At 62.2% G+C, this 18816-nt stretch carries 12 protein-coding genes; 5 read left to right on the top strand and 7 right to left on the bottom strand.

Going from position 1 to position 18816, the window contains the following annotated elements; all coding sequences use genetic code 11:
• The first annotated feature begins 591 nt into the window (after nucleotides 1-591).
• Nucleotides 592-1047 carry a hypothetical protein gene (locus tag FH061_RS13120; protein WP_151636266.1) on the top strand — a complete coding sequence of 152 codons (456 nt, stop codon included), beginning with the start codon at nucleotides 592-594 and terminating at the stop codon, nucleotides 1045-1047.
• Nucleotides 1048-1346: 299 nt separating this feature from the next.
• Here FH061_RS13120 and FH061_RS13115 read toward each other — a convergent pair whose 3' ends face one another.
• The 5 genes from FH061_RS13115 to senA form a co-directional block, all read right to left on the bottom strand.
• Complete coding sequence (locus FH061_RS13115; RefSeq protein ID WP_225984643.1) at nucleotides 1347-2399, bottom strand: Ldh family oxidoreductase; 1053 nt, start codon at nucleotides 2397-2399, stop codon at nucleotides 1347-1349.
• A gap of 429 nt (nucleotides 2400-2828) precedes the next feature.
• Nucleotides 2829-3761, bottom strand: coding sequence for an SDR family NAD(P)-dependent oxidoreductase (locus tag FH061_RS13110; RefSeq protein WP_151636265.1), 933 nt, complete (start codon nucleotides 3759-3761; stop codon nucleotides 2829-2831).
• 115 nt (nucleotides 3762-3876) lie between these two features.
• On the bottom strand, nucleotides 3877-6930 hold the full coding sequence (locus FH061_RS13105) for a bifunctional diguanylate cyclase/phosphodiesterase (RefSeq protein WP_192805055.1): 3054 nt from the start codon (nucleotides 6928-6930) through the stop codon (nucleotides 3877-3879).
• Nucleotides 6931-7222: 292 nt separating this feature from the next.
• On the bottom strand, nucleotides 7223-7606 hold the full coding sequence (locus FH061_RS13100; RefSeq protein WP_151636263.1) for a DUF2237 family protein: 384 nt from the start codon (nucleotides 7604-7606) through the stop codon (nucleotides 7223-7225).
• A gap of 16 nt (nucleotides 7607-7622) precedes the next feature.
• Entirely contained in the window at nucleotides 7623-8840 is a 1218-nt protein-coding gene (senA, locus tag FH061_RS13095) for a selenoneine synthase SenA (RefSeq protein ID WP_192805054.1), read from the bottom strand.
• 61 nt (nucleotides 8841-8901) lie between these two features.
• Between senA and senB the strand changes: the two genes are divergently transcribed.
• From senB to FH061_RS13075, 4 genes are all read left to right on the top strand, one after another.
• Nucleotides 8902-9882 carry a selenoneine biosynthesis selenosugar synthase SenB gene (senB, locus tag FH061_RS13090; RefSeq protein WP_225984642.1) on the top strand — a complete coding sequence of 327 codons (981 nt, stop codon included), beginning with the start codon at nucleotides 8902-8904 and terminating at the stop codon, nucleotides 9880-9882.
• Between the two features lie 10 nt (nucleotides 9883-9892).
• Nucleotides 9893-12238 (top strand): response regulator, encoded by a 2346-nt coding sequence (locus FH061_RS13085; protein WP_151636261.1) that lies wholly within the window; start codon nucleotides 9893-9895, stop codon nucleotides 12236-12238.
• A gap of 722 nt (nucleotides 12239-12960) precedes the next feature.
• The gene (locus FH061_RS13080) at nucleotides 12961-15639 is read left to right on the top strand and encodes a bifunctional diguanylate cyclase/phosphodiesterase (protein ID WP_151636260.1); all 2679 of its coding nucleotides are present in this window, start codon (nucleotides 12961-12963) and stop codon (nucleotides 15637-15639) included.
• Nucleotides 15640-15775: 136 nt separating this feature from the next.
• Nucleotides 15776-16894 (top strand): DUF3616 domain-containing protein, encoded by a 1119-nt coding sequence (locus FH061_RS13075; RefSeq protein WP_151636259.1) that lies wholly within the window; start codon nucleotides 15776-15778, stop codon nucleotides 16892-16894.
• Between the two features lie 94 nt (nucleotides 16895-16988).
• Here FH061_RS13075 and FH061_RS13070 read toward each other — a convergent pair whose 3' ends face one another.
• Entirely contained in the window at nucleotides 16989-17945 is a 957-nt protein-coding gene (locus FH061_RS13070) for a PA2778 family cysteine peptidase (protein ID WP_151636258.1), read from the bottom strand.
• On the bottom strand, nucleotides 17942-18340 hold the full coding sequence (locus FH061_RS13065; protein ID WP_151636257.1) for a PA2779 family protein: 399 nt from the start codon (nucleotides 18338-18340) through the stop codon (nucleotides 17942-17944). Before FH061_RS13065 ends, FH061_RS13070 begins: the two co-directional genes overlap by 4 nt.
• Nucleotides 18341-18816 lie beyond the last annotated feature (476 nt).

Genomic DNA, 18816 nt, shown 5'->3' with positions numbered 1-18816 from the left:
TTGCGGGCAACCTCTTGCGAGGTGTCGCTCACTCAAAATACTGACAGAAAAATATCTTGCGATACTTCCTATTTGTTTCTCTTGTGAGCACTTCATGTTGTTTGAGCTTGCAGCTTGCGCCGCCGGCTCGCTTCATCAAGCGCCCACACTTATCGGTTGTTGGTTGTTAAAGACCTGTTGCCTGACAGAGCGTCGTGTCTGTCGCCGTCCACCTTATATCGGGTCCGGCTGGCGGGCTTCAAGGGTCGATATTGCGACTCCTGCTGCACCGTTTTGTCCCTGCCGCGCTTCGCTTTGTTTGCTGCGTTTCGCGACGGGAGCCGAACTATAGCAAAGGCTTTCGGCGACTGCCAACTATTTTTTTGGGTTAAAGAAATATAAAGATATTCTGGCAACGTCCAGTGCGAAAGCGGTCCTGAAACCGATGCCTGAACAGGCGCAGCACCAGAGTCCGGGAGTGCGACGCCTTGTGGTCTTGCCTCGTCGTAGTCATAAGGCTTTATCATCCATCCAGACAAGGATCGCCTTTCGGCGGTCACCGTTGCAGGAGCAAAACAAATCTTACGCTTACTTGTAAAAGCCGCAATGCGCATGCCAAAGCTGGCCGCCGTTATCTTTCTATTGATGCTGGTGGCACTGGCCAGCACCAGTACTTACGCCGGCTATCTCGTTGTCGGCGTTCTCGCCGAGTATCTGGATATTGGGCGTGTTGCCGCCGGTCTGCTTCTTGGTGTGATCTTCGCCAGGCTTCCCTGGGTGCGGCAGGGAAAGCTGCGGACTGTCGGCATGCTGCCGGGGAAAGCCAGGCTGCCGGTAATCGTGGCCCTACTGTCTTTCTGCCTGCTGCACTTTCTTTATCGCGGGGAGATGGTGCCGGTGGTGTTTCTCGGCCTGGCGGCGAGCTTTCTGCTCAGCTATCGATGGATGCGACGCACGATCGTCGCGCATGCATTCACATCTTTTTTCAGGACGTTCCAGGGTCCCGATCGACCGGGCGGCGCAGACAACAAGGTGATTGACGTCGAATTTCGGGAAAAGAAGGATTGAAGCCTGAAGGAAGCTAGAGCGGATTGCGGGTGGGTGTATGGAGGAATCGGTTTGCCCCGGGAGGCAGCGCAAGGCGCAAGGAGCGCCTTGTGGCGGCCACACAAGCGACGAACACGCTGCCATGCGCTTAGGGCAAGCCGAGGCGCCCGACCATTACCTGCAATCCGCTCCAGGCCTTACTCTCTTCACCTTACCTTCCGCCCGGGCTGACGCAACCGTTTGGGAAACGCCTCCTGTCTTGCTGTTTGAACGCTTGCCCAGGACCACATGGAGGCTGACCATGCGGTTCATGATGACATTTACCAGTGGAAGCCAATTCCCAGCCGTTCTCCGACCTGCCTCAGCTCTTCCCGCAGCGCGGCCGGTAGGGGAATGCCCTCGCGCAGGCGCTCCGCTTCACAGGCTGCCTGGCGCTGGCCCGGATAGCGGGCGAAAGGCCCTGAAGCCTGCAGGTAGTGCTGCAGCCATGCGCTGGAATAGGCGTCGAAGGCGGCGCGCCCGAACATCAATTCCGGGTTGATCACCAGCAGGAATGCGCTCGCATCGGAGGCCGAGCCGGCAGTGCCGGTATTGAGATTGCGGGCGGGCTCGGTTCCGCTGAAACTGCCTGCAAGACATTCGACCAGCATTGCCAGGCCGATTCCCTTGTAGCCGGCGACCGGCAGCATGGCGCCGGCCAGGGCCTGCGTGGGATCGGTGGTGGGCATGCCGTCCGGGCCGATGGCCCAGCCTTCCGGTATTGACGGCAGCTTGTCACGCACCGCCTGCAAGACATTGCCGCGCGCCACGACGCTGGACGCCATGTCGAATACCATGGGCGGCCCGTCGTTCACCGGCATGGAAAACGCGATCGGATTGTTGCCGATGGCACGCGCGGTCGATCCCGGCAAGGCCATCAGCGGCGGCGTTTTCTGGCAGAGCAATGCAAACATGCCCTGTTCACTGGCTTGCAGCAGGAACATGCCGAGCGCCGCGAGATGGCCGCTATTGCGGATGGTGCAGGCGGCCAGCGCCGTTGCTCGCGCCGTGGCGATGGTTTCTGCCATGGCGCGGCTGGCCACCACCTGCCCGAGGCCATTTCTGCCGTCGCAATGCAGCGCGCCGTGCCGGCTTTCGATCAGTGGCTGCGCATGAGGATCGACTTCGCCATTGCACAGCTTCTCGACATAAACGGGAAGGCGTGACACGCCATGCGTATCAATGCCGCGCAAGCTGGTGCGCAGCAGGACGCGCGCACCGGTGTCCGCGTCCTGCCTGCTCATGCCGCATGCGGCGAAGGCATCGCTGCTCCATTGCATCAATTCCTCGGCGGGAATGCGTTTGGACTGAGAGTCGGTGGTCTGTTCGTTCATGCATATCCTTGTTGATGTTTCCTTTCGTGCTCCGCAAGTGGATTGCAAAGATCACGGTCGGTTCACGGCAGGTGCAGATTGGCTTGATGGCAAGATCTCCGTCGCACATCGGCCCGACGGATTAGGTTGGCATCCCCGCCCTTGCTTGAATCGGTTGGCATTGATGATAGCGCCTTCGCGCCTCGTACATTCCGGGCCTCATGATGAATCCGGCGTCATGCGAATGCCATCGGAAACCATGCCCGAACAGGTCACTGTCCTTGCTTCGATCAAGGTATCCGGTGGTTAATTGAAGGAACGAAAGATTGCCTTTTTTCACCCTTGTGATGGAAGGATGTTGCCGCGCAAGAGCAGCAAGATAAGCGCAAAAGCAAAGAAGCGGACACTTTGGCCCGCCTCTTCTTCAAATGAGCCTGGAAAGCCTGGCGATCAGGAGCGTGCGGCGCGTGCCTTGGCGACTTCCATCTGCGACTGCTGGAAGCCGGTGGCTGGAACGATCTCACCGCTGCGTTCCGCCAGGTGGCCGGCGCTGGCGGCCAGCAGTTCGGCCGCGTCGGTACGCGCTCCGATATGCAGACCATCGGTGAGGGTGATATTGGAACGCGAGAAGGTGCCCGCGCCCGCGCACAGCACCGTCTTGGTCGGCGCATCGCGCGATACCAGGTACAGCATGCCTGGCGTGACGCTTTCCGGGGTCAGCAGGGCCAGGTCGTCGGCGCTCATCAACTCTTCCGTCATCCGCGTGGCGGCGGTAGGCGCGAGACAGTTGACGCGGACATTGTATTTCTCGCCTTCGATGGCGAGCGTTTGCATCAGACCGACCAAGGCCATTTTGGCCGCGCCGTAGTTGGCCTGGCCGAAATTGCCGAACAGGCCGGAAGATGAGGTCGTCATCACGATGCGGCCATAGTTCTGCTGCTTCATGATGTCCCACACCGCCTTGGTGCAGTAGACGGCGCCCATCAGATGGACATCGACGATGGCGCGAAAATCATCCAGGGTCATTTTGGAGAAGCTCTTGTCGCGCAGGAAGCCGGCATTGTTGACCAGGATGTCGATGCGTCCCCACTGCCTGATTGCCGCTTCCACCATCTGCGCCACGCTGTCCGGGTCGGTCACCGACGCAGGGCTGGCGATAGCCTCGCCGCCTGCGGCGCGGATTTCATCGACCACCCGCTGCGCTGCCGAGACGGCGGAGCCGGCGCCGTCGCGCGATACGCCGAGATCGTTGACAACCACTTTGGCGCCGCGTGCGGCAAGTTGCATTGCATGCGAGCGGCCGAGGCCACCGCCGGCCCCGGTCACGATGGCGACCTGATTGTCGAAACGGATGGGGGTAAGGTTTGTCTCCGGTGTTGTCATGTTTTTATGCTTGCCTGAAGGTATGAGGAACGAATTTGATCATACCTCAACTCAACTTCAGAAGGGGCCGCGGGCTGCCGCGGCTGGCCGATGATGAGCGGCGTGGAAAGCGGCACTATGAGATCTGTTGCTCGCACCATTGCGCGAACTGCTCCGCCGGCAGGGGACGGCTGAGCCAGTATCCCTGCGCATGATTGCAGCCGTGCGCCTTGAGGTACAGGAAGGCGTCCTCGGATTCGATGCCTTCGCCGATGACTTCCAGCTTGAGACTGCGGCCCAGGGCAATGATGGCTTCGGTGACCAGCTGGCTCGAGTGATCGCAACCGATTCGCCGCACGAAGGATTGATCGACCTTGAGCTTGTCGAGCGGCAGGCTGCTCAAATGACTGAGGCTGGAGTATCCGGTCCCGAAGTCGTCGAGCGCCACTTTCACCCCAAGCGACTTGATCCTGTTGAGGACGGCGGCGGCGTCATCGATATTTTCCATGACGGCGCTTTCGGTGACCTCCAGCTGAATGAAGGAGGGATCGATCCGTGCGTCGAGAATGATCTCCCGCATTTTTTCGGCGAACCCTTTTTCCCTGAACTGGAGCGGAGAAACATTGATCGCGAGCGAAACCTTCAATCCGCTGGCAAGCCAGGCGCGATGCTGCCGGCAGGCTTCCTTCACGACCCATTCGCCAAGTTCGCCGATCAGACCTGCGGATTCAGCGACCGGGATGAAGGTTTGCGGGCCGACCGCCTGTCCGCCATCGGCAAGGCGCACGAGAGCCTCCGCGCCGATGAGCAAGCCGCTGTCCATGTCGACCACCGGCTGGTAGTGAAGGCTCAGTCGGCCATGCCTGAGGGCTTGCCGCAAACGCGCCTCGAGGGAATAGGCTTCATCGGCGCGCTGATTGAATTCATCGCGATATTCCTGGAAGCTGGCGCGTCCTGATTGCTTTACCTGATACATGGCGAGATCGGCCGCATGAATCAGCTCGCTCATCCCTGTTGCATGAGCCGGATAATAACTAATGCCAATCGATGCGGAGAGGGACAACTCCAGCGAGTCGATGATGATGCGATTGTTGAGACTGTCGATCACATGCGAAGCCACGACCGCGGCCCGATGCAGATCCGGCGCAAGGTGGGGGAGCACGATCACGAATTCATCTCCCCCCAGCCGCCCGACCAGGTCTTCCGCCCGGGTGCAGGAGAGCAGGCGGCGGCTGACTTCCTGCAGCACCCTGTCGCCGACATCATGTCCGTAGAGATCATTGATGGGCTTGAACCGGTCGAGATCGATGAACAGCAGGGCGCCCTGGCCATGCTTGCGCTGCGCTGCGGCGAGCAAGCGGTTGCCGTATTCGAACACGAGAGCGCGGTTCGGCAAGCCGGTGAGAGGATCATGCAGCGCGGCCTCGCGTGCCCTTTGTTCCGCCATCTTCCTCGCATCGATGTCGGTATGCGTCCCCACCAGCCGGATTGCGCGTCCATCGTCGGAACGTTCGCTGGCCGTGCCCTGGCAAAGAAGCCAGTGCCAGTTCCCATCCGCGGTGCGATAGCGGGCTTCCAGTGAAAAACCGTCGCTGCTTCCCAGGATCACGTCATTGAGCAATCTGCGCGCGGTATTGCGTTCGTCTTCATGAATGCGCTCGATCCATTTGCCGACCGTATCCATCCCGGCGGCGGAATAGCCAAGCATGGAAAACAGCCTGTCGTCGGCGGGCAGCAGGCGCTCGCTCGTCACATCGATTTCCCATACCGCCGTATTCCCGGCCTTCAATGCGAGCGCCAGCCGGGATTCGCTGTCGCGGAGCTTGCGTTCCGCGGCGATACGCTCGGTAATGTCTTCGGCGGAAATGATGATGCCGCCGACTTCATCGGTATCGTCTGTCCATGGCCAGATTTCCCATCGATACCACTGTATCGTTCCATCGGACCGAACAAAGCAATCAGCGTCCGCCCTCAGTGCCTCGCCGGCGAGGCCGCGCCGATGCGCATCGCGCCATGCTTCCGGTATGCCCGGAACGAGCTCGTAATGGCATGCGCCGATCACTTCCCTGTTGTCGAGCAGCAGATTCTTCAGCCAGAGCCGGCTTGCCGCCAGATAGCGCATATGCCTGTCAAATATGGCAATGGCAACGGGCGCATGCTCGGTCACCGTCTTCAGGCGCGTCTCGCTCAGCCGGAGGGCCTTGCTGTGTTCGGCCAGGTCGCGCTCCCGGTCCCTGAGAGCCGCGGAACGCGCTTCAAGCAAGGCCGCCGCTTCCTTCAAAGCTGCCGTGACCTGGGCGGCCTCCTTGACTTCAACGCGCGGCAGAACGATCTTGTCGCCCATGCCCAGCGCCGCCGCCGGTTTCACCAGCGACTGAAAGGAGCGCGCTATCCTCTGGCTGAGGAGATGGGCGAGCGCCAGTACAAGAAAAATCAGGCAGAGTATGCCCACGCCGAGAATACCTAGCTGACGGGACAGTTCGCTGGCCAGCAATTCATGTGGAATATTGACAGCGACCCGCCAGCCGGTCAGCGGCGACTGCGCATAAGTGACAAGAACATCGACGCCATCACCATTGATTCCTTCGAAATTCCCCTCAGTGCCCTTCGTCAGATCCTTGAGGTAGCGTTCCGGAACTTTACGGCCCGTAAGCCTTTCGGCGTCCTGGCTGCGCGCGACGATGACACCGGTACTGTCGATTACCGTGGCCACCCATCCCGCGGGCAGGCGCTGGGCCCGGAGAATGTCGCTGAAGCCCTTCGACTCGATGGAGACGGTCAATGCGTAAATCACCAGGCTGTTGCGTATCACCGGCACGCCGACCGCCATCAGCAGCTTTCCGGTGATGGCGCTTGCAAAGAGGGGAGAAATCACCGGGCCGCTTTCCGCGAACACCCGGCGCACGAGTTCCGTATTGCCGTTCAATGGAAGGCTGCTCCCGTACTCCGCCCCGGTGTTGACGGCGAGCCGCCCGGCATTATCGGAGAGGCTGATGGTTGACCCGAGCCCTGCCTCGGCAAGGGTTTGCCTGGCCTGCGCGTGAAAGCGCTGAAGGTCTCCGGGTTCGATGGCGTCGGAGGTGGCCAGGCCCTGTCCGAGCCGCTGAACGCCGAGAATCTGCGTATCGATGGTCTGAACCAGCGCCCGCGCCGTCTGCAGCGTATCGCGCTCCAGTTGCGACCGGCTCAATCGATACTCGTGAATCAGCAAAAATACGGCGCCGAAGATTCCCGGCAGCAAACATCCGAGCACAAGCCATAGCAGCAATGTACGAACGGACCGCTGGGGCGGGCCATGATTTGCTAGAGAGGTGTCTTCCGATATCGGCACATCCAGGCAATAGAATTCGAGTGGGCGGACCCGTTTTGAGTCATCCGTGCCGAAAAGATTCGCCCGCGGCGGGCCGCGACATGCGGAGTTTTTGTCTTGTACCGATTTACGCCGATCCCGAGTCATGACCCGGGATGGGTATCAACGGCCATCAGCGCAGCCGGTGATCGAATTGCTTGAGCACATCCTCGTCGATCATTTCGAGAGCTGCCAGGTTGGTGCTTTCCAGGACCACCGGCGGCGCCATGTCCGCTTCCAGGGCTTCCATCCAGCGCAGCGCGCACAGGCACCATTGATCGCCGCCCTTGAGTCCGGGGAAGCCCCATTCCGGCACCGGGGTCGACAGATCATTGCCGCGGCTGGCGCTGAAGGCGAGAAATTCGTCGGTCATGATGGCGCAGACGACATGGGTGCCGATGTCTTCGGCATTGGTCTTGCAGCAGCCGTCGCGGAAAAAGCCGGTTAGCGGATCGAAGGAACAGGGAACCAGGGGTTCGCCGAAGATGTTGCGCGCCGGAGGCGTGGTAACGGGCATGGCAGTCTCTTGATGGTCAGTATGCTGTTGCGCAGGTGCGGAAGCCGACGAAGATATCGTCGCGATGCGCGCGGTAGAAATTGCGGTATTGCGGCGCGCGCATGCACGCCGCCGTGGCGAATGAGGCGCCGCGCACGGATTGATGGCTGCCGAAGAAGGGCGCGGAGTATTCACGGTAAGGACCGGGTTCGAATCCCGGATAGGCTTCGAAGACGGAAGCGGTCCATTCCCATACGCGTCCCCAGCGGAAGCGCCCGGGCTGCGAACGGGCCGCGTATTCCCATTCGGTTTCCGTCGGCAGCCGCCGTCCGGCCCAGGCGCAATACGCCTCGGCTTCGAACAGGCTGACATGGCGCACCGGCTCCTCCGGCGGCAAGGCGATGTCATCGGCAAAGCGGCGGCAGCGCCAGGCCTGGGGATCCTGCCAGTAGGCGGGCGCTTGGCGCTTCGTCTGCGCCATCCAGCGGCGGCCGGCCTCGCTCCAGAATTGCGGATGGCGGTAACCGCCATCCGCGATGAACTCCAGGTATTGCCGGTTTGATACGGCTTGCGCATCGATGGTGAAACCGGCCACTTCCCGCAGGTGCGCATGCTGCTCGTTATCGAAGGCAAAGCCTTCGCCGGGCGGCACGCCGATGCGAAACGCCGCACTGTCAAAGGCAATCTCTTCCTCGCCGGCCCCTTCCCCGCCCTGCGCAACCGGTGCCGCGGCCGGCGCGCCTTCCTGCAGCTGCGATGGCGGCCGGACGCCGAGGGTTTGCAGCGTGTAGAAGAAAGCGTCGCCATGCATGTTTTCATGCGCAAGCAGTAGACGGAAGGGGTAGAGCGCCGCATCGTCATGCGGGCTGCGGAGCAAGCGTTCCAGCACGCGCTCATGGACTTCACGACAATAGGCCAGGATCTCGCCGGAGGATGGAAGAGGCAATGTCCATCGCGCATCATGCGCTACCGTATTAGAATCGAACCAGTCGTCGGACCGGCTCAGCAGGGATGGATGCCGGGCTGCCGACGGCGCACTGCTGGCCGCTTCCCGCAAACCGTACCATTCCGCAAACCAGGCGGCATGGCCGATTTCCCAGAGCGGCGGGTTGATGACAGGCAGGCGGGGCACGCTGCCGGCGACGTCGAATCCGGCCGCGGCAAGGCTGCGAAACAGCAGCATGCTGCGGACATGGGCTTGCCGCAGCGCATCGGCCAGCTGCAGCGGATCGGCATTACGGAAGGAAACAGTCATCGGCCAAGTGTCGGAAACATTATCGGCAATCCATATCAGGCTAACCAGCGGGAAAGCGGCATTGAACAAAGCGCACGTCAGCATTATCAGTCCGGCAACGGCAAAAGCCAACAACGGCAATTGGCAGACCGCGAACCGCTGGGCGAATTTCCTTTCCATGGATTATCTGATCGACATCCAGCAGCGCTGGAATGGAAACCGGTGCGATGCGATGATCGCCCTGCATGCGCGCCGTTCGGCGGCCTCGCTGGCGGATTTTCATTCGCGGTTGCCGGGCCGTCCGTCGGTACTGGTGCTGACCGGCACCGATCTCTACCGCGATATCCATTGCGATGACGACGCCCGGCGCTCGCTGCAGCTGGCCAGCCGACTGGTGCTGCTGCAGGAAGCCGGCCTGCAGGAACTTGATGCGCCGCTGCGCGCCAAAGCCTGCGTGATTTACCAGTCGGCGCCCGCAACGGTGCCGCCGGCGGAGAATGCGGCGCCGGATGCCGGACTGATGCGGGTGATCATGATCGGACACCTGCGCGATGAGAAGGATCCGCTCACCTATCTGCGCGCCGTGCCGCTGGTCGATCCGGCCCGCACGCGCATGCTGCATATCGGCGGCGCGCTCGACCCGGAACTGGCGGAACATGCGCAGGCGGCGCAGCGCAGCCTGGCCCATTACCGCTGGCTGGGCGGCCTGCCGCATGAGGCGACGCGCCGCGAACTCGCGCAAAGCGACCTGCTGGTGCTGACTTCCCGCATGGAGGGCGGCGCCAACGTGATCATTGAAGCGGTGACCAGCGGCGTTCCCGTGCTGGCCACCGACATCCCGGGCAACCGCGGCATGCTGGGCGCCGACTATGCCGGCTATTTCCCGGTCGGCAAGCATGATGTCCTGGCGGCCATGATCACGCGCTGCGCAGGCGACCCGCTCTACCTCGGGCGACTCAAGGAGCAATGCGCCCGGCGCGCGCCGCTGTTCTCGCCGGGGCAGGAGCAGGCCTCGGTGCGCCGACTGGTGCAGGATCTGCTCGCAAACCAACCTCTTTCATGACATTTTCACCATGCCAGCCAACCTGACCTCCGCCCAGCTCAACGGCATCCTGAGTATTGCCGACGACGCCATCATCTGCGTCGACGGCGAACACCGCATCATCCTGTTCAACCAGGGCGCCGAGCGGGTATTCGGATGGACGGCTGAAGAAGCCAACGGCCAGGACCTGAACATCCTGTTGCCGAAACGGCATCATCGCGTTCACCGCACGCATATCGAGAATTTCGACCGCTCGGGCCAGAGCGCCCGCAAGATGGGCGAGCGCCGCGCGATCTTCGCGCGGCGCAGGGACGGCACGGAGTTTCCCGCCGAGGCGTCGATCTCCCGGCTGGACAGCGACGGCGGCCTGGTCTATACCGTGATCCTGCGCGACATCTCCTCGCGCAGGGCGTATGAAATGGAGTTGCAGGCCGCCAAGGAAAAGGCGGAGGCAGCGACCCAGGCCAAGAGCATGTTCCTTGCCAACATGAGCCATGAAATCCGTACCCCGCTCAACGCGGTCATCGGCATGACCAGCCTGCTGCTCAATACCCGCATCGATGATGAACAGCGCGACTATGCGCAGACGATACGTTCGAGCAGCGAAGTGCTGCTCACGCTCATCAACGACATCCTCGACTATTCGAAGATCGAGATCGGCAAGCTCGACATCGAGATGCATCCCTTCGACCTGCGCCGCTGCATCGAGGAATCGCTCGACCTGCTCGCCTCGGCGGCGGCGGAAAAGAAACTCAATCTTGCCTACTTCATTGACGACGGCGTGCCGGCGACGGTGATCGGCGATGTCACGCGCCTGCGCCAGGTGCTGGTGAACCTGCTGTCGAATTCGATCAAGTTCACGCAGTTCGGCGAGGTGGTGGTATCGGTCGGCGCCACGCTGCTCAGCAATGGCGAACACGAACTGCGGTTTGCCGTCAGGGATACCGGCATCGGCATTCCCGGCGAGCGCCTCGGCGAACTGTTCCAGGCCTTCACCCAGGTCGATACTTCCACCACCCGCAAGTACGGCGGCACCGGCCTGGGCCTGGCCATCAGCAAGCGGCTCACCGAAATCATGGGCGGGCGCATGTGGGTGGAAAGCACGGTGGGCTCCGGCTCCACCTTCTACTTCACCATCACCGCCAGGGCTTCCGGCGCCAGGCTGGCGCACAGCCTGCTGCAGGAACAGTCTTCGGCCCTGGCCGGCAGGCATGTGCTCATCGTCGACGACAACAGCACCAATCGCCGCATCCTGGTCAAGCAGGCGCTGCTGTGGGGCATGATTCCATCGGCCGCCGCCTCCGCGATCGAGGCGCTGGACCTGGTGCGTCACGGCCATGCCTTCGATGTCGGCATCCTCGACATGAGCATGCCGGAAATGGATGGCCTCGGCCTGGCGGTGGAGATACGCAAATACCGCGACGCACAGGCGCTGCCGCTGATCATGCTGACGTCGGTGGCCTACCGTCCGCAGGACACGCGCATTGCCGATATCGATTTTGCGGCCTACCTGAACAAGCCGATCAAGCCGACCGCGCTGTTCGACGTTTTGCTGCATGCCATGCGGCTGGAAACGGTGGCATCCCGTCCGGAACCGCACGCGGCGCCCTCCGGCAAGCTGGCCGATACGCTGCCGCTCAGCATTCTCGTGGCGGAAGACAACACCATCAACCAGAAGGTCGTGCGGCAACTGCTGGTGCATCTCGGCTACCGCGCCGACGTGGTGGCCAACGGCGCGGAAGCCCTTGACGCATTGGAGCGGCAGACCTATGACGTGGTGCTGATGGATGTGCAGATGCCGGAAATGGACGGGCTGGAAGCCACCCGGCGCTTGCGTGCACGCTTTGACGGCGGCGGTCCGCGGGTGATTGCAATGACCGCCAACGCCATGCCGGGCGACCGTGAGAAATGCCTGGCCGCCGGCATGGACGATTACGTATCCAAGCCGGTGGAACTTGATGACGTGCGCGCCGCGCTGATGGCGGCGGCATCGCCGTCCCAGGCGGGCAAGCCGGAGGACGTCGTCATCGACCAGCAGCGCATCGACCAGCTGCTGGAACTGCAGGATGAAGACAACCCGACCATCGTGGCCGACATCATCCAGCTCTTCATCAATGATTCCCCGCGCCACCTTGAAGCGATAGCCGGCGCGCTCGCCGAGGAAGATGCGAAGAAAGTGCAAGCGGCATGCCACCGTTTCCTGTCGAGCATCGAGAACCTGGGCGCCGTCCGCATGCGGCCTGCCTGCATGGAACTCGAAAGGATGGGCAAGGAAGGTGCCCTGGAGGGCGGCCATGACTTGCTTGACGAGTTGCAGAAGGAATTCGACGTGGCCCGGCGGGAATTGGAGGCGCGGATTCAAATGGCGAATCCCTGAAGGGCAGCGTTGCCAGTCCGGCTAGGCTGTGTTTGATAAGGGTTGCGTCCGGATCGCGCAGCAGCTTATCAATCACAGCCTAAACCATCCTAACGAGCGTTCAGCCGCAAAACACGTATTGCCGGATGAAGCACCCTCTTATTCATCTTGCTGTCTTGCTGACCTCCTATAGTCCTGTTTCCCGCCTGCACTAATCATTCAGCCTGGATGTCGGTCCGCAGGAATGCTGAGTCGCCGCAAATTCATCAACTACAAAGACGCTAAGAATTAATTACGGAATTGCTAATCCAACCACCCATGAAACCTGAGCGTACCAACCCGGCCGCTGCATTGATAGCCGGAAGCTTTGTCTAGAGCGATTTCGCTCCGACCGGCCTAGTCGAGGCCGAGGCAGATTGCTGTTGGAACAAGGCGTCACGACGCGATAGTCACAAGTAAAAAGTAACGACAGGGCGCCTCGACGCGGCGATCGCCCGTTATGGCGTCTCCAGTGGTGCGACCTAACAATTTGTTGATCAAAAGATGGACGCGTATCAGGCCGATACCGCATCGACGATGCACGCGAAGCTCCAGGCCTTGCCGTGCTGGTTTCCTTGCTGCGGCACGGTGTCCACCCATCTGCCTTCAACAAGATTCCGACCCACACCATCAGATGCAGCGAGATCAAGCTTTTGGACCCAGACCAGCGCTCCTCTCCGACTCCATGGCATGGCCAGCCCGCAATGCGGACATGGCGCAACAGGCTTGATTTTCTGCTGGTCAACTCCCGCATGGCGCTATGGTGGGCGATCGGCACCGTCATCATCCTCATGGCGGGCTGGCAGATGCTGCTGCATCGGCTGGACAGGGAAAAAACGCTGGTGGAGGAAACGGCCCTGGCGGAAGCCGGCATTCTCGCGCGCGGCTATGCCCAGCAACTGCAACGCACCATCAATACCATCGACCAGCTCCTGCTGGTCATCAAGGTGGACTGGGAGACCTCGGGCGGCGAAGTACGCCTTGAAGATTTCAAGCGGCGCGGCGTCTTTCCGGAATCCGCGCCGTTCAATGCCAGCATCGTCGACCGCAACGGCATGCGGTTCACCAGCACTTTCGGTCCGGGCGCCCTGCGTTCCAGTCCCGATGTCAGCGACCGTCCCTATTATCTTGCCCACAAGACCGCAGGCAGCGACTTTCTCTACATGAGCCTGCCGACCTGGGGCCGCTCGACCGGCAACGCCATCATCCAGTTTTCCCGGCGCCTGCTGGATGCGGAAGGCCATTTCGACGGCGTGGTCCTGATCACCGTGGAACTGGGCTTTCTTACCGCCAACTATGACGAAGTCACCCTCGGGCCATTCGGTTTTCTCGGCGTGGTCGGCACCGACGGCCTGATGCGGGTGGCACGCACCGGCGAGCATGTGCATGACCCCGCATCCAATCCTATCCCCGCTTCGCCGAATCTCGCCCTTCCCGCAGGCAATCATTTCTTCGAGGGCGCAACGCTGTTTCGCGACGGCCGCAGCCGTTTCGTCGGCTGGCAAAAGGTGGACGGCTACGACATTGTCGCCCTGACCGGGCTCGATCAGGAAACCGTGATGGCGCCCTACTGGCAGCGGCGCTCGGAAGTCGTCAAGACCGCGACCGCCCTGTCGATCGGCCTGCTGGCATTCGTGGTGGTCGCGGCGGCGCTGTCGTTGCGACTGACATGGCGCAAGCGCCAGCTGGAGATGGCGCAGGCCACTTACCGTATCGCCACCGAAGGCGGCAGCGAAGGTTTCTACATCTCCCGGCCCATACGGGACGCCAGCGGCCGCATCGTCGATTTCGAGGCGGTCGACTGCAACCAGCGCGGCGCCGCATTCTATGGGTACCGGCCGGAGCAATTCATTGGTGTCCGCCTGTCGGTGCTGTATGCGCCGCAAGATACCGACATCGTGATCGGCGCGCTCAGGACGGCGGCGGAACAGGGCGAGTTCGAAGGCGAGGTGTGCCTCGCAGGCGACAATGATCCGCATAAGCGCTATGTGTATCTCAAAGCGGTGCGCTCCGATGCGGATCTGGCGGTGACCCTGCGCGACATCACGCGCGAAAAGCAGCATGTGCTGGAACTCGAGCGCATCGGCAATGAAGATGTGCTGACCGGCCTGCCCAACCGCCTCTGGGTGCAGTCGTTTCTGCCGGAGGCCATCGGCAAGGCTGCCAGGTCGGGCAAGAAGCTGGCGGTCCTGTTCATCGATCTGGACGGCTTCAAGGGGGTCAACGATACGCTCGGCCATGCCGCCGGCGACGAGGTGCTGCGCAACGCGGCGCTGCGCCTGCGCGACGCCGTGCGCCCGCATGACAAGGTGATCCGGCTGGGCGGCGACGAGTTCGTGGTCGTCATCGAGAACGTGGTGCAGGAAGCGGATGCCGCGCATGTGGCCGAACGCATCCTGCATGCCTTCCGGGAAAAATTCAGGCTGTCGGCCGGCATCGCCGCGGTGAGCACCTCGATCGGCATCAGCGTGTTTCCCGATGATGCCGAAGATGCCGGCGCGCTGCTCCAGAATGCCGACGTGGCAATGTACCTGGCCAAGACCAGCGGCAAGCATACCTACCGCTTCTTCGATCCGAAATTCTATGACGCGCTGCGAAACCGCCTGCGGCGCGAAACCGACCTGCGGCATGCGATCGAGCATGACCAGTTCGTGATCCATTACCAGCCGCGCATCGACGTGCGGACCGGGCGCACCTCCAGCATGGAAGCCTTGGTGCGGTGGGCGCATCCGATCGAAGGCATGCTGCAGCCGGGCAGCTTCATCGATCTGGCCGAAGAAACCGGCCTGGTGGTGCAGCTCGGCGAACTGGTGCTCGACAAGGTATGCGCGCAGATCGCGCATTGGATGCGCAACGGCGACGTCATGGTGCCGGTGTCGGTCAATGTGTCGTCGCGGCAGTTCAACGAAGCCGACATATCGCGGATTTTCCGCGAGGCGCTGGAACGCTACGGCATCGATGCGCGGCTGGTGGAAGTGGAACTGACCGAAGCCACCATGATGAGCGGCGATCAGGACATCAACAGCGCCTTGCACGACATGCACAACCAGGGCCTGACGCTGCTGGTCGACGACTTCGGCACCGGCTACTCCTCGCTGGCCAAGCTGCAGCAGCTCGATTTCGACGTGCTCAAGGTGGACCGCGCCTTCACGCACGAGCTGGGCAAGAGCGACCAGGGCAATGTGTTCTTCCAGGCCATCATCACCATGGCGCATGCGCTCGGCATGCGGGTCGTGGCCGAAGGCGTCGAGGAAGAGCGGCAGCTCGAGATCCTCAAGGCGCTGGGCTGCGACGAAGTGCAGGGCTACCTGCTGGCGCAGCCGCTCGCGCCGACGGCGGTCCAGACCGGACTGTTCCGGGAACTGCACAAGCTGGCGCCATGAAGGGCCATGCGCCGTGGCACGGCACCTCATGTTGCCGCGCATTCATCAACGGCGAACGCACCGGGTTTGATCTGCGTCCCGTACTGCCGGCGTGCTAAACGCCAGAATCAGCATGATCGACTCCATAAAAACCGCGATGACAACCCACCAACACCTGCTGCTGGAATTTCAGCCGGAACACAACGACTTCTCCAAGGGCAAGGAACTGCGCGACGGCTTGTCCGTCGTGCTGCAGATCGACGATACGCTATGGGTCGCCAATGATGAAACCATCAGCCTGGAGCGGCTGTCGATTGCACGGGAAAAAGATGACGAGGGCCGCACCTGCGCGCGCGGCCACCGCCAGTTTCCGCTCAACGACTATCTGCGGCTGCCCGTACCGCCGACCGGCGATCCATGCGATCTGCAGGAAATCGACATCGAAGGCCTTGCCTATGGAGACGGCTACCTCTGGCTGGTGGGATCGCACAGCCTCAAGCGCAAGAAGCCGGGATCCGGCGGCGACGCGAAGGCCCGGAAGCAGCTGTCGAAAATCGTTTCAGAGAATAACCGCTATCTTCTGGCCCGCATCCCGGTAGCCGTGGAACAGGGCGAAGTGATGCTGAAGAAAGAGGTCGCGCACGATGGTGCGACGCGGACGGCGGCGCAGCTGCGCGCGCGCGGAAAGGGCAACGACCTGATGGAAGAACTGCGCAACGATGAACACCTCGCACCCTTTCTCGCGATTCCCGGCAAGGACAACGGCTTCGACATCGAGGGTCTGGCCGTTTCGGGCAAGCGCCTGTTCGTCGGCCTGCGCGGCCCGGTGCTGCGCGGCTGGGCGGTGATACTTGAACTGGAACTCAAGGAGGACAAGCTCGATGCTTCCGTCCTGAAGCTCAAGCGCATCGGCCCGGACGGCCGGCGCTACCGCAAGCACTTTCTGGATCTGGGCGGGCTCGGCATCCGCGACCTGTGCGTGCAGGACGACGACCTGCTGATTCTGGCCGGCCCCAGCATGGATCTCGACGGGCCGGTCACGGTCTTCCGCTGGACCGGCGGCACGCGTCCCGATGACGAATGCATGCTCGAAGCCGATGCATTGAAGCGGGTCGTCGACGTGCCATTCGGCCAGGGGGTCGATCATGCGGAAGGCATCTGCCTGTATTCGGAAGCGGGCCGCCCTCCTTCGCTGCTGGTGGTCTACGACGCCGCAGCCCCCGGCCGCCAGCTGCACGGCTGCGTGATGGCGGCGGATCTGTTTGCGCTGGCGTAGATGCCCTAGAGCGGATTGCAGGTGAATGGTCGGTCGCCTCGGCTTGCCCTGGGCACATGAACCGATTCTTCCATACACCCACCTGGAATCCGCTCTAGCGCTTCGCCTGAATCTGCTGCTGCAGCTGGCGGTAGCTGTCCAGCCTGGGGCCTCCCAGCGCGACTGCCTTCCCTATGGCTGCCATGGCTTCACGCGACTGTCCCTGCTCCAGCAGCGCCTGGGCAAGATTGTTCCAGCCATCGGCGATGCCCGGATGGGTCGCCACCAGTTTCCGGTATGCCTGGACCGCACTTCTCAAGTCGCCTTGCGCATACGCCGTGTTACCGGCCCCCAGCTGCAGCACCGGATCGGCTGGCCACCGGTTCAGCGCCGCCGCATAGGCCTTGCGCGCCGCCGCCGGCGAGCTGCGTTCCAGCGCCGCGATGGAAGCCGCATAGGCGGAGGCGTCCGCGCCCGCCGGCAGCCGGTCGGGCGCCATGGCCAGCATTGCCCAGCGGCCCGAGCGCTCCCAGGTCCGTTCGAAGGCATGGAGCGACATTTCCATCTTTTCGGTGCGGCCAGAGTGAAGGAGGATGGTGTTGCTGCCGCGGTCAAAGCCGATTGCCACCGCGTAATGCCATACCGGCGCGAACTGGAAGGACAGGTTCTGCAGCACGATCACCGGATTGCCTGCCGCCACTTCCTGCAGCAGCGCCTCCAGGTCCGGCCTGATCCGATGCGTGACCAACCCAAGACCGCGCCCGGCGGCGAGCATTTCCAGCTGCAACGATCCCTGTCGTGCCGGCAGATACACCTGGCCGACCAGTTGCTCCGGCTGGACCTGCACACCTGCCGCCGCGGCAATCATGGCCAGCGCCGCGGGACCGCATTGATAATCGTCCTGAGGATAAAACGGAACGCCGTCGATCCTTGCCGCCGGCGCCAGCGTCTGGGGCCATTGCTGCTGCAGGGACACGACCTGCGGCGCAGCGCACCCGGCCAGCGCCAGCACCAAGGCCGCGGAGGCGATGGCGCGCGGGCATGATGCCGGTGCGAAGACCGCCAGTTTCATCGGATCGATCGGGTGAACGGGAAGACCTTGGTGAGGCCGAGGATGTCGGTGACAAGGAGAACGATGAAGACGGTAAAGAGCACGCCGATGATGTTGCCGCCGGCGGGCAACTGGTCGATACGCCCGGCAAGCTGCTGGACTTCCTCATCCGACATGGCTTGCACGCGCTTGATGGCATCCTGCGGATCGACGCCCTGCGCTTCGATGGACTTGCGCACCTCGTCGCGCGACAGGAAGCTGATCACCCGGTCCCGCTCCCCGCTTACCGCACTGGCTGCGGGTGCGGCGGCAGCTTCCTGCGTGGACACGATGGCGGCGCTCGCCTGCAGCGGCAGGCTCAAGCCTGTGACGCACACGACGAGCATCGAAGCGGTAAGACGTTTGAATGCATTCATGTTGTTCTCCTTTGTTGATGAATGTGTCCATGGCGATTCTTCCCCGGCTGCATGCGGTCGCGCGTCATCTCAGCCACGCAGCCATGTGGTCATGCAGCCCTTGAGTCATTGAGTCGTCGGGTCGCTTGACTGCACAGTCGAGAGACTTCGGTCAGCCATCCGTATCGCGTAGGCGGAAGCGCTTGCCACGGGCATGGGTCCTGCTCTTGTTACTTCTACCGGATTTCCCCTGCATGGATTTGACAGCGCTCAATGGCGATCGTGCGAGGCAGCGAGCCGCGCAGGCCTTCCCCGTCGAGCGCCGGAGCGCAAAGAAAAAGGCCCGCACATGAGGCGCAGGCCCTTTGTGCCTCTCACTGATTGCAGTCGGAAAAGAGTCACAGGCAAAGAATAAGTGTCCAATGGAAAAATGATTTGCGAATCCGCAAGGCTTTGTCCTGCGCCAATGTCAGCCTTGTAGCCGGAGCTGGAAATTC

The organism is Noviherbaspirillum aerium (assembly GCF_008929045.1).
Taxonomy (GTDB): Bacteria; Pseudomonadota; Gammaproteobacteria; order Burkholderiales; family Burkholderiaceae_D; genus Noviherbaspirillum; species Noviherbaspirillum aerium.
The sequence above is the reverse complement of the archived record's forward strand: the minus strand, read 5'-3'. Positions and strand labels throughout refer to the sequence as shown.

Bases quoted from the DNA above. Each gene is read 5' to 3' on its own strand.
- FH061_RS13120 (WP_151636266.1), top strand. From the start codon at position 592: ATGCCAAAGCTGGCCGCCGTTATCTTTCTATTGATGCTGGTGGCACTG.
- FH061_RS13115 (WP_225984643.1), bottom strand. From the start codon at position 2,399: ATGAACGAACAGACCACCGACTCTCAGTCCAAACGCATTCCCGCCGAG.
- FH061_RS13110 (WP_151636265.1), bottom strand. From the start codon at position 3,761: ATGACAACACCGGAGACAAACCTTACCCCCATCCGTTTCGACAATCAG.
- FH061_RS13100 (WP_151636263.1), bottom strand. From the start codon at position 7,606: ATGCCCGTTACCACGCCTCCGGCGCGCAACATCTTCGGCGAACCCCTG.
- senA (WP_192805054.1), bottom strand. From the start codon at position 8,840: ATGACTGTTTCCTTCCGTAATGCCGATCCGCTGCAGCTGGCCGATGCG.
- FH061_RS13085 (WP_151636261.1), top strand. From the start codon at position 9,893: ATGCCAGCCAACCTGACCTCCGCCCAGCTCAACGGCATCCTGAGTATT.
- FH061_RS13080 (WP_151636260.1), top strand. From the start codon at position 12,961: ATGCGGACATGGCGCAACAGGCTTGATTTTCTGCTGGTCAACTCCCGC.
- FH061_RS13075 (WP_151636259.1), top strand. From the start codon at position 15,776: ATGACAACCCACCAACACCTGCTGCTGGAATTTCAGCCGGAACACAAC.
- FH061_RS13070 (WP_151636258.1), bottom strand. From the start codon at position 17,945: ATGAAACTGGCGGTCTTCGCACCGGCATCATGCCCGCGCGCCATCGCC.
- FH061_RS13065 (WP_151636257.1), bottom strand. From the start codon at position 18,340: ATGAATGCATTCAAACGTCTTACCGCTTCGATGCTCGTCGTGTGCGTC.